The organism is Roseiconus lacunae (assembly GCF_008312935.1).
Taxonomy (GTDB): Bacteria; Planctomycetota; Planctomycetia; order Pirellulales; family Pirellulaceae; genus Stieleria; species Stieleria lacunae.
Genome location: NZ_VSZO01000014.1, coordinates 69,832 through 82,422, shown reverse-complemented (window position 1 = coordinate 82,422; position 12,591 = coordinate 69,832). Strand labels below are relative to the sequence as shown.

The following is a 12,591-nucleotide window of genomic DNA, read 5'->3' as shown; positions in this document are numbered from 1 at the left end:
CCCCAAATGAACAGACTGATGCGAAAACTATTGCTCCTCTTGGCAGCCGTGGCAGCGGTTTCGGTCACGACCGGCGAATCGGCGTCTGCCGAAGGTCGAAAGTCGTTGACTCAGCGGTGGGCCCATAACTTTGCCATGGATCGTCCGTGGCACGGTGGCTACTACAACCAAACCTATGGCCAACCCATGGCGGTCGTGGTTCCACCAACCGCCCACATGCGAACAAACTATTCGTGGGGCGTCGGCCAAAACACGATGTACCCGATCCACCACCAATTCGGTCGCAGTGCACCCGGGACAGGCGCCGCCGCACCGGGGACGTTCCGCCCCACGCCGGCGTGGCCCAGCCATACCGACCAATTCGGGTATTACTACATCCGAGCACCCTGGTGATCGGATGCTAAAAATTTGCATCTGATCCCCATAGCGTTCAAACTAGGTTGTAGCGGTTCACCCGCTGCAACCTTTTCTTTTTTTAATGTCGGCGGTTATGAACGAGTCACAATCTCCCATCCGCTCGGTCGATCGCGACCGTGGTGACACGCTCTCGGGCGACGATGCAGCTGCTAGCCACGCTTCGCAATCGACCGGAGAAGCAGGCAACCCCAATCTTAGCCCGCTCGAAGGCGGACGCTGGCGGCCGGTCTCACCCGATGAATTACTTCGCCGCAACACCGCATCGTCCGATCCAGAGAACGACGAAGCATCACAACAGAATCAACAGCGCGTCCGGCTTCAACGACGGCAAGAACTCGAACATAAACTCAAAGCCAATCCGACCGACCTGGAAGGCTATTTGGAACTCGCCGCCATTTATCGGGATGAGCATCGGCCGATCGAAGCGAAACGCTTGCTGCAGCAGGCCAAGCAGATCTTCCCAGATGATGAACAGATCACATGGGAATTAGAAGAAGCCGTCCTCGCACGATCACTTCAACAACTCCGTGAAGTCTCCGACCTCGCCAAGCGAGTCAATTCGGCCGACGCCGATCGAGAACTCGAGCGTAGCCGAAGCGACTGGGCACACCGCCGAATGGAAGTCTGCCGCGCTCGCTTGGAGCGTGATCCGTCACAGGTGAATTATCGTTTGTTGCTTGCCGAAGCAAAGTTCGACGCCGAATTGTTTGACGACGCCTTTGATGACGCCGGTCGGTTGGTCGAATTGGATGAATACTCGGCGGCGGCACACTTCCTCCGCGCCCGGTGTCTTCTATCGAACGGAAAAGATCTCGAAGCGATGAAAGAACTCCGCGCCGTCGCACTTCGACGCGCAGTAGTCGCGCCACCCGCATTGAGGCGAACGGCGTTGCGGCATCTGGTCGAGCTTTCCGAAAAGCTCTCTTTGCCATCGACCGGCAAACTGTACCGCGAACAATTGAATCACGTCGAACAAGCCATCGCCGCCGAACAACAATCCGCCGCCAAATAACCACAGGAACTCCGATGAGCCAAGCCGTCGTCGACCCCGAACAGTTGCGTCAATTTGCGTCCCACCTGCACCGATTTGTCGAAGAGTTGAAAGAGCGTTCGACCGCCCTGGGGACCCAGATGAATCAACTCGAACAAACCTGGCGTGACGAACAACAACGTAAGTTCGCTGGCGAATTCAGCGAACAAATGCGGCAACTCGGACGGATGGTCAAGACAACCGAGCAGCACATTCCCTACCTGCTCCGCAAGGCGGAGCAGATCGACGCCTATCTTGGCAGATAGCCCTATTTCTTCAGCGGACGCTTGCCGTTTCGAACCGGCTTGACCATAACGATGTCGACGTCATTGTCGAGCGTTTCCCCCGGCGTGGTCCGTCCTTGGTCGATCGCTTCCCGCATCATCGCAGTCATTTTTGCCACGCGTTCGGGATGCTGTTCGATTAGGTTTCTTGATTCTCCCGGGTCACTGCCCAAATCGTACAACTGCATCGGCGGAAGGCTGCTCATATCATCCCGCCCCGGCCGCGGTTGGCTCCAACCGCCCGATCCCGGACAGAGACAAAGCTTCCAGTCACCGTCACGGATCGCGAATTGACCACCGATCGATTGCGAAACGATTGACCGGCGAGGCGGCGAACCCGCTTTGCCAAGAAGCGTTTTTAGGAACGAGACACTGTCGCCCGCGGCATCGCCTGGCACGTCCGCCCCACTGATCTCGGCGGCGGTCGCGAAAAAATCTAACTGCCCGACCAGATGCTCGGTTCGTGAACCGGGTTTGACTTTTCCGGGCCAACGAACGATGAAAGGCACGCGATGGCCGCCGTCATAGATGTCCGCTTTATGACCGCGGTAAATGTAGTTTTGGTCGTGGCCGGCGGCTTCTAACTGACCGATTTTCGCAGCCGGTGAACAGCCATTGTCGGTCGTGAAGATGATCAATGTTTCTTCGGTAATCTTGTTTCGATCGAGTGCTTCCAACACTTCGCCGACCGTCGCATCAACCTGCATGGTGAAATCACCGTAGTCATTGATTCCACTTTTGCCACGCCATTGTTTCGTCGGAACGATCGGCGTGTGCGGTGCGTTCAAGGGAAAGTACAAGAAGAAGGGCTTGTCACCGTTGGCGTGGGAGTCGATGAACCGAACCGCTTCGCGAGTGAACGTCGGCAAAACGTCGACCGCTTCGAAGCTTTCGCCGGCTGGCCCCTTCCGGTGGAATGCTTTCTCGACCGTCGCCTTCTCCGTTGGCACTCGGTCGCGGACATAGACGTACGGCGGCATATCTAACGAGGCACTGATCCCAAAAAACTCGTCGAACCCGAGATCAACCGGCCCGCCTTGGATCTCTGCCTCGTAGTCGACCGCCCATCCTTTTTCATAAGCATCGGTGAAGTTACCCGCATCGTCGGCGAGTCCGCCACCTTTCAGTGGCCAGTTCCAGCCGAGGTGCCACTTACCGACCGCCCCGGTTCGATACCCCTGCTGCTTTAACATTCCGGCGATCGTCAATTGCTCCCGATCGATCAGCGGCGGACTGAATCCACCCAAAACACCTTTCTGCAATCGCGTTCGCCAGTGATACCGGCCGGTCAGGATGCTGTAGCGTGTCGGCGTGCACACCGATGACGAAGTGTGTGCGTCGCCAAAGATCATTCCCTCGGCGGCGATTCGATCAATGTTCGGAGTGGGAATTTTTGATTCCGGATTCAATGCCCCCACGTCGCCGAAACCCTGGTCGTCGGCGAGAATAAAAATCATGTTCGGATGACCGGATGACTGGGCGTGGGCCGCGGACACCCAGAACACCTGAAGTAGCATGGCGATCACCACCGCCATCGCACCACTCATCGCCACAGCTTTCGTCGTCAACAAACCGTACGTAAGCCGATGCCAGATTCGTTCTCGACAAGCCGGTGCCGAGACTAACAATTGATGCATACTGATTTCACTCGTTTAACGGAGGGCACTGCAAATTGGGGAAAGCCACAGTGTCTTCGACCACCTCGCCGGAGTCAAACTCAGGCACTTCAACCGTGTGTCAATCGGTACACGGCCCATCCTCTGCGAGCATCAAACGACATTCTCGATTCAGCGCATTTGCTTGCCGACCGTTAGAGAGACATTTCTTGCGTGCTCGCTATCGGACGTCGCCGAGAACTCAACGACGCTCGGCCGCGATGGCAAGAATTTCATCGCGTCGATCACGGCAGCGAAATTGCATTCGCCGGAACGTGAACGATCGCGCGGAGACAAATCGTGACGCCGAAAGAATTCAACAAGATCTACCGAGAACACACCCTGGTTCGCAATTCGTTCGCGAAACAGTTGCGTCACCAAAGAATTCTGGTCGCGCCGATAGAGCAAGTAGCTTGCATCACACACCGAAAGTGCACGGACATTGACAACCGCATAGTCCAGATCATCGTTCGGCACCACCACGCGCAAATCCGCCTCTGGAAAATACGAACACCAAAGATCCGCGGTCGCCTGATCCAAAGCAACAATGACCGGGCCCGTTTTCTCTTGGGCATCCACCGGCGAAAAATCGACCAAAGCGATCGCGGCAAATACCGCCTGTATCATGACGAAGAACCGCATCAGATCTCTTCCATGTTTGAGTGAACACTGCAAATCAGACAACCGCACACTTGCAATACGAATGCAACTAATGCTGGTTCGATTGATTTTGTTTTTTTGTCCAAGAGTGCTTCGCGGTCAATCGGAAATCCGCCGTCAATTCTCACGAACTCTGCTCGGTAGCCCCTTGGCCCTCGGACTCGATCTCAATTTGTGGCAACGGGTCTTCGTAGCCTTGCCAGACGTTGGGACCAGCGGCAAACTCTGCATCGGTCAGCAAACAACGATCAAGGATTGAGATCACTCGTGCTTGCTCCATCGCGTTACCAATAAACACCAGTTCCTGATGACGATCTCCGTGAGGTCCATTTAGTTTGGCGTTGATCTCTGCGATCGATTCGTCATCCTCCGGCCATTCGTCTTTCGGTGCCGCTGCCCACCAAAAGCCGGCCGGATTCATTCGGATTGAGCAACCGGCTTGTGACCAGTCGTACGCCCAATCATTCCTCGAAGCGATCCACATCAACCCCTTGCTGCGGAGTACTCCGGCGAACAAGCCCTCATCAAATTCGTCGTCCAACATCTCAGTCAACCGCTTCGGGTGAAACGGTCGCTCGGCACGGTAAACAAAATGACTGATCCCGTACTCTTCAGTTTCGGTCTGCTCCTCGCCACGTGGAATTGCCAACCAACCTGGCATCGCCTCCGCTTCGCTCAGCTTGTAGCGCCCCGTTCCCATAATCTCCTCCAAGGGAACACGACTTTCCTTGGACACCAATAGTTTGGCGTTCGGGTTCAATCGCCGAATGATCTGTTCAAGTTGTTCCAAATCGTATGGAGAGACCAAGTCAACTTTGTTGATCACCACGACGTTGGCAAATTCGACTTGATCGACCAACAGATCGACGATATTTCGGTCATCTTCGTCGCTGAGGCCGATCCGTCGGTCGGTGAGATCATCCCAGGATCCAAAGTCCTTCAGGAAGCTCCCCGCGTCAACGACCGTGACCATCGTATCCAGTTCGGCGAGGTGAGAGAGACTGTTCCCGTTTTCGTCCTCAAACGTAAATGTCTCGGCAACCGGCATCGGTTCACTAATGCCGGTTGATTCGATCAACAAGTAATCGAACCGGCCTTCCTGGGCCAACTTCGCAACCTCGATCAACAAGTCTTCGCGAAGCGTACAACAAATGCAGCCATTACTCATCTCGACCAATTGTTCCTCGGTCCTTGAAAGGTTTGCGCCCCCATCTCGAACCAATGCCGCGTCGATATTGATCTCACTCATGTCATTGACGATCACGGCAACCCGCAATCCTTTCCGATTGGCCAGAACATGGTTTAACATCGTCGTCTTCCCCGCACCAAGAAAGCCAGACAAGACGGTGACCGGAAGACGATCGAATTGGTGAGATAAATTCATAGCGATCATTGGATGGGAAGTCGTTTGCCTATATGACCAAGAGTCAAATTGCGCCAAAAGAAACAGGCAACAAGCGGGCAAGAGAAACGCCCACCATGTAATCACCACAATACTGCACTTGCATACCCACTGCAACTACTGGTCTTCTTTTTGATCTCCCTCTCCTCCCGCCAGGTTGATGCCTTTGCCCCGTGTTGACGTTTCTCGTGCAGCCAGAACATGGAAAAATAGTAGGGCGCATCCACAAGGATGCTGACCGAAGAAGACATCGCCGAGATCGCGAGAACCTATCTCGCTTGGCAAGGGGAGGAAATGTCGTTCGACTCCCCTAGTCGAAAACGCAAACGACTCGGAGAGTCGAGCGACAATAGACAATCACGCTCACGGCTCGCAAAGCCGAATGCAAAAAGATCAAGCCGATGGAGGGGAGCAAAACGATCCTGACTCGTGACGAAGACGATGCCAAGGAATTGCACGATCGACGGGGCAGAAAAGAGTATCGCGGTGAAACTGCCCTACCCAAACAACATTTCGGCTTTGATACACGAACCAATGTTTCTGCGCCACGCACGTTCTGTCTTGGTTCGTTTTTAGAACGACAATGTGCTCGCCGTCCATCTCCAAACCGGATGGTGCAACATCGCAATCGCGAACAAGAGTGCGGTCGCGGTCAACCAGCTTGGCCGAACCTTTCGTCCGTGTTGTGAGGCCAGCAGTTTCACCGCGATCAACCAAACGACTGCGATGGTAAGGATAGCCTGCCAACCTAACGCCATCCCAAGCAGTACGAATGCGAGTGTCAACGAAGAAGACCTTTTCAGTCGCAGTCGTCGGATGGTGACGATGAATCGGGCGAAGGCCCAACCGAATAGACCGCCGCCCAGACTGTTCGCGGCACGATCAAGCCACGAGGGAAACGTTTCTGAAACCTGGAACGGCGTCTGATCTGCGATGGAAACGGTCAACATCGTCGGCGAAGCAACGACGGTTGCCAGACATAAAACGATTAGGGTTGCGACCAACCATGGTGGAGCATTCAGCCGATCCCGTTCGGTCAAAGCAAGCATCAAGATGCAACTGAACAACAGACAGTGAAAAAAATAGATGCCGACGACGGGCCATTTGGTGTACAGGATGATCCAGAGAATTCCAGCATGATGATAGAGCTGAAATCCAGGAACGTTCGCCGCCCCGGTGACGAGTTCGTACAGAAAGAGGGACGCGAAGATGACAAGCCCCACCGCTTCGGTGATGAAGTAGCGGATCGGAATCTCGGCACTACAGTCTCGGCAGCGACCGCCGAGCGACAAGTAGCTCACGATCGGGAGATTGTCGATCCGACGAATCGGTGTGCCACACTGGGGACACGCCGACGACCGAAACGCAATCGATTCGCCCCTCGGCGCACTTGCGGCTACGACATTCAAAAAGCTTCCTACGCAAGCACCGGTGTAAGCGAAAATCGCAAAGACAGCCAGTTTAGAACTACGAACCCGGAGCGTCTCCGCCAGCGATAAATCCTCGATTCGATAGGATTGTGGTTTCCCTTGCTGGCCCCCTACGACCGCATCGACCCCGGGGATGACGATCATATAAATCATTGCCGCCAAAACAAACACGACGATCGTTTTGCCACGCCAAGTCACCTTTAAACGCCCCCCGATCGCAAACATCAAGTCGCGATACATCAGGACGATCAGCGATACCACCGTCACCGCGGGAGAGAACATCAACGCGGGCTGCCACCAAGAAACCGAATCTTTCCCGGCTACCATTTCGAGGGTCACCCAGGACGCCAATCCCGCCAATAAGATCAACCGCGGAAAACCGGCAAACCACTGTCCGACCGCGGCCCCGATGATCAATAGATTCGCAATCACCATGGTGAAAGCGGTGGATCCGAGTGCCCCTGAATCCAGCGACCACTGTGCGGCCCACAAGACCGCCGTGATCCCTGCCGTTCCGAGTAGCAAACTTCTGGCATATTCCCCCAACAATGTCACATCGAAGGGATCCCGACCGACCGAAACGCCGTCGCCACAATGTTCGTCCCCGTCAACTTTGGAGGCGGTTTGACAAGACATCATTCACGGTCACATTGGCAAGCAAGGCAGAATCGAGAGAAAGCGAAACGGAGATATCCGCTGCCGGATGACCAGCGATGGTCCCAGATCGCCCAAACACCCTTTATGCAATTCTACTGCAACCGCATATCGGGTGCAACCAAATCCTTCTCCATCGCGTCGGTCGTTATCACGGGCCCAGGCCAGCGCTTCATCTCGGCTGACGGATCGTTCATAAAACAGTTTGGAATCAGCCGCGAAAGCTGTAACTCGATAGGGATGGCGAGTCGATTGTGGGTCCGTCGTGCATGGTCCAGCTCCATCAGGCCGCTAGCCAACGCCATCAATTGTGCGTCGTTGGGAGAGACCTGGTCGGTCACGATTCGAAGACGTTCGCGGCAAAACCGAACCCAACTCGCCGAGTGAATGTATTCGCTCGCGGGATTCGCAGAAAGGCGAACCGTCGCGGCCGCATATTCGAGGTACGGATCAGCGAGTGTCACACGCGGTCCCCGTGATTGTGTTGCCGGGTAACTCCCCAGGTAGAGCATTTGAATACCTGGAAGATGCCTAAGGACCGGGTCGGCGATCGCATTTTGTACCCGTAATGCATCACAACGTTGACTGACTTGTTTCCAATTCAGTCCTCCCGGTTCTTTGCCACCGACAAGAGCGAGCATAGGCGAGACAACGCGAAAATGATTGACAAACAGTTCGGCGTCACCAAATTCGCTGACAAAAGTATCGACGATCATTTGGAATTGATCGTGTGTCAGTTGATACATTGGCAGCCATTGACAAAAGATACCGCCGGGCCGCAGCGAACGGCGGACCGCGGCAAAGTGCTCTTTGCTATACAGTCGTGCGGTCCCGGGAGCCCACGGTAAAAACAAATCCCCGGTCACGACATCAAAGTAGTCTGCTTTGGAAGCGATCACGGTCCGCCCGTCGCCAATCACGACGGATGCTCTCGCGTCGAAACAGACGCGATGATTGAAGTCACTAAAGTGTGCTTCTGCGGCCTTGGCAACCAAGGGAGAAAGCTCGATCGCTGTGACTTCGTCGACGGACTCAAGCGTTAACGCCGCACCGGGTGTGATCCCTGTCGCCAATCCGATACATCCGACACGCGTTGGCTTTTTGTGAAGCACCAAGGGAAGCAGCACTTGCCGCTCTTGGTCGTAGCGAACCGCTGTGCCTCCCAGTAAATATTGATTCGAGACCAGAATCGAACGGTCACCATTTTCATTTTCGATCACGGCAACCGTGCCTTGACGGCCCGATTGAAAATCCACGAGATGAACCCCGGGTGTCGGGTTGAATACCGGTAGGCTGGCGTTTTCTCTACCGACCACCACACCGACAACGATAGCAATCGAAGCGAAAGTCCCCGCAATGATCCGGTCGGTTTCTTGCCCATGCAGGCTGGTCATCAGTGCCGATGTCGCAAATCCTAACCCGATCACGGTCATCGTACCGTAGACACCGAAGATCGGTAGCAACACCTGATAAGCGACCTCCGCCCCAACCAATCCCCCCAAACCGTTGATCGCAAGCAGTCCCCCCAATCGCTGACCAGAGCGGACGGGCGAACAGTCCTTCCCGGCGCAAGCAACGGCAAACGGAAAAACCAGCCCCGAAACCAACCAAGCCGGCCCTACCGACAGCAGAGACAACGCGCCTAGCTTGAGCGCGAAATCGAACACACCGTTGGTGGCAGCGAACCAATTGGACTGCCGGGAAATCATCATGAATACCTGGGGCGCAAGGATCACCAAGACACCGCTGACCGCTAGCACAACAGCGATATTCCTTCGTCTCGCTTGCCCAATAAAGAATTTCTCAAACCTCGCAAAAATCGCGGCGGAGACAGCGAGGGATGTAATCGCACAGAACAAAACGGCCGCCGGTGAAAACAGCGAAATCGTCGCCACCAACTGAAACATTTGGAAGGCAACAACTTCGAGAGCTAACACTCCCATTCCAGAAACAAATGCCAAGCAGATCATCCGCGCGAATAGACGTCGATCGCGGGCAGAAACCGACCGAGATTCCGAATCCTGCACCGGCGTCGGTGACGCAACAGTAAACGCACTGCCAAAACACAAAAGCATCACGCCGACCAATCCATCGACGATTGCGGCCGCAACCATGGTCCAAAAGTAACCCAAAGCGGGCAATGTCAAGACCACAGTCAGAAGGATACCCAGCGCCCCACCGAGAGTGTTCACTGCGTATAGAACAATGCCGAAACGCCCAACGGAACGTTGACGACGGCGAAGCACTCCCGCAACGATCAGCGGAAACGAAATCCCCATCAGCATCGACGGCGGAAAAACAAACGCTAACGTCAACGCTGTCTTCGCGACACGTCCCAGAAAACCGTCCGTCGACCAAACGCCAATCCATGGCCAAATCCAATCGGTTAACGTTGGCAAGAACAAAATTGGAGTGACAAGAACGGGCACGGAAACCTGCACCCAGCCGGCGATCCTGATTGGGTTGCGGACCCGACCGACCAAAAACGCGGCAAGGGCGGACCCACAGGACAAACCAAGAAAGAACGTCGCAAAGACGCGTGCCGAAGACTCTGTGCTAGCCCCCAACAGATCAACTAAACGTCTTGTCCAAAGCAACTGATGCGTCAGTGCGGCCATCCCGCTGAACAGCACCAGTGTTGCGACAAACAGATGAAGAGTGTTGCGTGAAAAAGGCCTAGAATCGGTGTTCATTTCAGCGATTAACCCCGCGATCAACCCAGTGATCGACGTCGCGAACAACATCGTATGACAGCATGTCGGCCACTCTCAAATTTTGTTGATCCGATAGTCGTTGACCCGAAAGAACGCACAGAGATCATTTTTGATTCAGGACATGACAGCGGTCAGCGATAACGAAGTTCCTTGAGGCTCGGATCACTATTGTTCCTGCCCCTTTTTCTCGCTCCCTCTTTGTGATTGACCTTGGCCTGACGTGCCCATGTCCTTTGGTGGTGGGACCGGAGCGGTCGCGACACCTTGATTAAACAGCATCGAGGCTTCCGCCTGACGTACCGCCTCTGGATCGATTCGTCTTAGGCGTTGCAGTGTTTTGGCGGCCGCGGGCAACGGACACGCCTTCAAGTAAAGAACCACGGTCGGCTTCACGAACCTTGATTCGTCGTCCGCCTCCACGAACAGTTCCGCTACGCGATCGATCACCGTCCAATCCTTCCATCGCGCTAAATCTGGAATGACAAGGTCAGCGAGTTTTGGCCGCCTTAATAGATGTCGCAGTGATTCCGCCAAACGATCTTGCGAAATCAGATTCAGCTCTGTCCCATGAACCCGAATCGCGCTGATCGCGGCAAAGGTATCCAAATAGTCAGCGTCGTTGTTGTCGAAATAATCACGCTCGATACGTTTGAGTGCTGCTTCACCGCCGAGCGAGAGCAAACAGGAGATCGCGGCGTCCATTCCAGGATCGAACGATGCATCTTTTTGTTTGATTTCGATCGCTTGATCAAACAGCCGCCGATCGTCTTGCGTTCCACAGAAACTCAGAAAAGTCCAACAAAGACGTCGTCGATAGACCGGCACCGTCGCGTCAGTGAGTTGTTCGATGGACCACTGACGATCTAACTTGTCTTTCAGTTCCGCAATGTCCTCCAAGGACGCCAGGGCGAATTCGTTGTACGCATCGGCGGCGATTGTTTCGTCCTGATGTGCAAGAAAAGGCAGGAAATACTCCAAGCGTTTCACGCCACTTTCGGGAACCGTCTTTAAGTCACTTAAATAAGCAACTGCTTCGGCAGATAGTCGCATCGGCGCCGTCCATTCCACCGGTGACTCTCCGTAGCCGACGAGCCAGAACTGTTCGTCGCGAGCAGCATCGGCCAACAAGACTTTTTCGATCAACGTCTTCTTTAGCTTCGGGTCGCCTTTCATAACCACGGTGACGCGTAGTTGCCCCACACGAAACCCAAGCTCATCGGCATCAACCGATTCACATCGTGTGATAACGGCAGCAGTCGCCGCTCGCAAATCGTCACTCATCGTCGGCGCTAGCGCCGAACAAAACGGACATGACAAAGCGATTGTTGCCGATGCTAAGAAAAGACAAACCATCACCGAACCTGCGACGACGTGACGAACCGAAGCACGTCGCGTCGACAAACATCCTGCCAAGCATTGATGAATGTTGATCAACAACAGTTCGCCAAGCGGTGACGTTGATTGTTTTTGGATCAACGAAACACGCCATCGGACCATCAAACAAAACGCATTGGTTTTAGACTTGATCATGATGTTCCTAACATCACCGTTTCACGATCGCGTCGTGAAACGGTTCGGTGATTGCACTTTCGAATCAGCCGTGTCGGACGACGCCTTGGCGAATGCGACACGTGTTGCGTCGTCGATATCGCAATAGCGACATTCCCGCGACAACGGCCCCTAGGACAGCTGCACTACTAGGTTCTGGAACGGCAGTGACCGAAAGCAAACGCGAACTTGAAAATGATGTGGCCGCTACCGGTAGTGTAGAAAGCATGCCGTCGTCGAGAAACATCGTGTCGGCATCGTTGATCAGCGAGATTTGAAATTGTGCCCCAACGGCCACTTGCGAAGCATCAAATTCCAACGTGGTCAGCAGTCGATTCTCTGTCGGGACGATGACATACCCGGTCGGCGCAATGGTCCCATCGCCGGCAACAATCGTTTGTGGATTCACAACCGTGGACGACAATCCGTCGAACGTCGTTCCGGCAAAGATATAGTTCGGTGACTGGAAGTGTGGGTCCGTGGGCGATGTCGAAAATTCGAGCCCACCACCGGTGACCGTGTCGATTTGGAATTTCGCCGAGAACAGACTCAGATAATCTGACTGTGCGGCATCGCTGCGGATGAACACATCCAGTTTGCCGTTACCTCCTGCGGTAATCGATTCTTGGGGACCAAAGGTGATGACGAGTTCTGCAGAACAGTGGGTCGTCGTCAAACCGATGCCGACCAAGGCGGCGAACAGAATCAGATAGTTTCGTTTAAGCATCATTATTTCTTATTGAGTTCGTTAGCAAGAAGGTGTGTTAAAGCCACCCTCCTATCGGGAGGGTCTAGAT

Annotated in this window: 10 protein-coding genes; 3 read left to right on the top strand and 7 right to left on the bottom strand. The window is 54.5% G+C overall.

The window, feature by feature from the left end; genetic code table 11:
- Positions 1 to 18: 18 nt before the first annotated feature.
- The 3 genes from FYC48_RS18775 to FYC48_RS18765 all read left to right on the top strand — a co-directional run bounded on the left by FYC48_RS18775 (position 19) and on the right by FYC48_RS18765 (position 1,713).
- Positions 19 to 393, top strand: coding sequence for a hypothetical protein (locus tag FYC48_RS18775; protein WP_149498330.1), 375 nt, complete (start codon positions 19 to 21; stop codon positions 391 to 393).
- Positions 394 to 490: 97 nt separating this feature from the next.
- Complete coding sequence (locus FYC48_RS18770) at positions 491 to 1,429, top strand: tetratricopeptide repeat protein (protein ID WP_149498329.1); 939 nt, start codon at positions 491 to 493, stop codon at positions 1,427 to 1,429.
- 14 nt (positions 1,430 to 1,443) lie between these two features.
- The gene (locus FYC48_RS18765) at positions 1,444 to 1,713 is read left to right on the top strand and encodes a WXG100 family type VII secretion target (RefSeq protein ID WP_149498328.1); all 270 of its coding nucleotides are present in this window, start codon (positions 1,444 to 1,446) and stop codon (positions 1,711 to 1,713) included.
- A 2-nt stretch (positions 1,714 to 1,715) separates the two neighbouring features.
- Here FYC48_RS18765 and FYC48_RS18760 read toward each other — a convergent pair whose 3' ends face one another.
- The 7 genes from FYC48_RS18760 to FYC48_RS18730 all read right to left on the bottom strand — a co-directional run bounded on the left by FYC48_RS18760 (position 1,716) and on the right by FYC48_RS18730 (position 12,521).
- Positions 1,716 to 3,368 (bottom strand): sulfatase family protein, encoded by a 1,653-nt coding sequence (locus FYC48_RS18760; protein WP_235034327.1) that lies wholly within the window; start codon positions 3,366 to 3,368, stop codon positions 1,716 to 1,718.
- Positions 3,369 to 3,518: 150 nt separating this feature from the next.
- Entirely contained in the window at positions 3,519 to 4,028 is a 510-nt protein-coding gene (locus FYC48_RS18755; protein ID WP_149498327.1) for a hypothetical protein, read from the bottom strand.
- Positions 4,029 to 4,170: 142 nt separating this feature from the next.
- Complete coding sequence (zigA, locus tag FYC48_RS18750; RefSeq protein WP_200836642.1) at positions 4,171 to 5,430, bottom strand: zinc metallochaperone GTPase ZigA; 1,260 nt, start codon at positions 5,428 to 5,430, stop codon at positions 4,171 to 4,173.
- Between the two features lie 590 nt (positions 5,431 to 6,020).
- On the bottom strand, positions 6,021 to 7,514 hold the full coding sequence (locus FYC48_RS18745) for an A24 family peptidase (protein ID WP_160149619.1): 1,494 nt from the start codon (positions 7,512 to 7,514) through the stop codon (positions 6,021 to 6,023).
- Positions 7,515 to 7,627: 113 nt separating this feature from the next.
- Positions 7,628 to 10,225, bottom strand: a complete 2,598-nt coding sequence (locus FYC48_RS18740) for a spermine/spermidine synthase domain-containing protein (RefSeq protein ID WP_160149618.1) — start codon at positions 10,223 to 10,225, stop codon at positions 7,628 to 7,630.
- A gap of 186 nt (positions 10,226 to 10,411) precedes the next feature.
- A complete protein-coding gene (locus FYC48_RS18735; RefSeq protein WP_149498323.1) occupies positions 10,412 to 11,776 on the bottom strand; it encodes a hypothetical protein in 1,365 nt (454 codons plus the stop codon).
- A 64-nt stretch (positions 11,777 to 11,840) separates the two neighbouring features.
- Complete coding sequence (locus FYC48_RS18730; RefSeq protein ID WP_160149617.1) at positions 11,841 to 12,521, bottom strand: PEP-CTERM sorting domain-containing protein; 681 nt, start codon at positions 12,519 to 12,521, stop codon at positions 11,841 to 11,843.
- Between the last annotated feature and the right edge of the window lie 70 nt (positions 12,522 to 12,591).

Bases quoted from the DNA above. Each gene is read 5' to 3' on its own strand.
- FYC48_RS18745 (WP_160149619.1), bottom strand. From the start codon at position 7,514: ATGTCTTGTCAAACCGCCTCCAAAGTTGACGGGGACGAACATTGTGGC.
- FYC48_RS18775 (WP_149498330.1), top strand. From the start codon at position 19: ATGCGAAAACTATTGCTCCTCTTGGCAGCCGTGGCAGCGGTTTCGGTC.
- FYC48_RS18730 (WP_160149617.1), bottom strand. From the start codon at position 12,521: ATGCTTAAACGAAACTATCTGATTCTGTTCGCCGCCTTGGTCGGCATC.
- FYC48_RS18740 (WP_160149618.1), bottom strand. From the start codon at position 10,225: ATGAACACCGATTCTAGGCCTTTTTCACGCAACACTCTTCATCTGTTT.
- zigA (WP_200836642.1), bottom strand. From the start codon at position 5,430: ATGAATTTATCTCACCAATTCGATCGTCTTCCGGTCACCGTCTTGTCT.
- FYC48_RS18765 (WP_149498328.1), top strand. From the start codon at position 1,444: ATGAGCCAAGCCGTCGTCGACCCCGAACAGTTGCGTCAATTTGCGTCC.
- FYC48_RS18755 (WP_149498327.1), bottom strand. From the start codon at position 4,028: ATGCGGTTCTTCGTCATGATACAGGCGGTATTTGCCGCGATCGCTTTG.
- FYC48_RS18735 (WP_149498323.1), bottom strand. From the start codon at position 11,776: ATGATCAAGTCTAAAACCAATGCGTTTTGTTTGATGGTCCGATGGCGT.
- FYC48_RS18760 (WP_235034327.1), bottom strand. From the start codon at position 3,368: ATGCATCAATTGTTAGTCTCGGCACCGGCTTGTCGAGAACGAATCTGG.
- FYC48_RS18770 (WP_149498329.1), top strand. From the start codon at position 491: ATGAACGAGTCACAATCTCCCATCCGCTCGGTCGATCGCGACCGTGGT.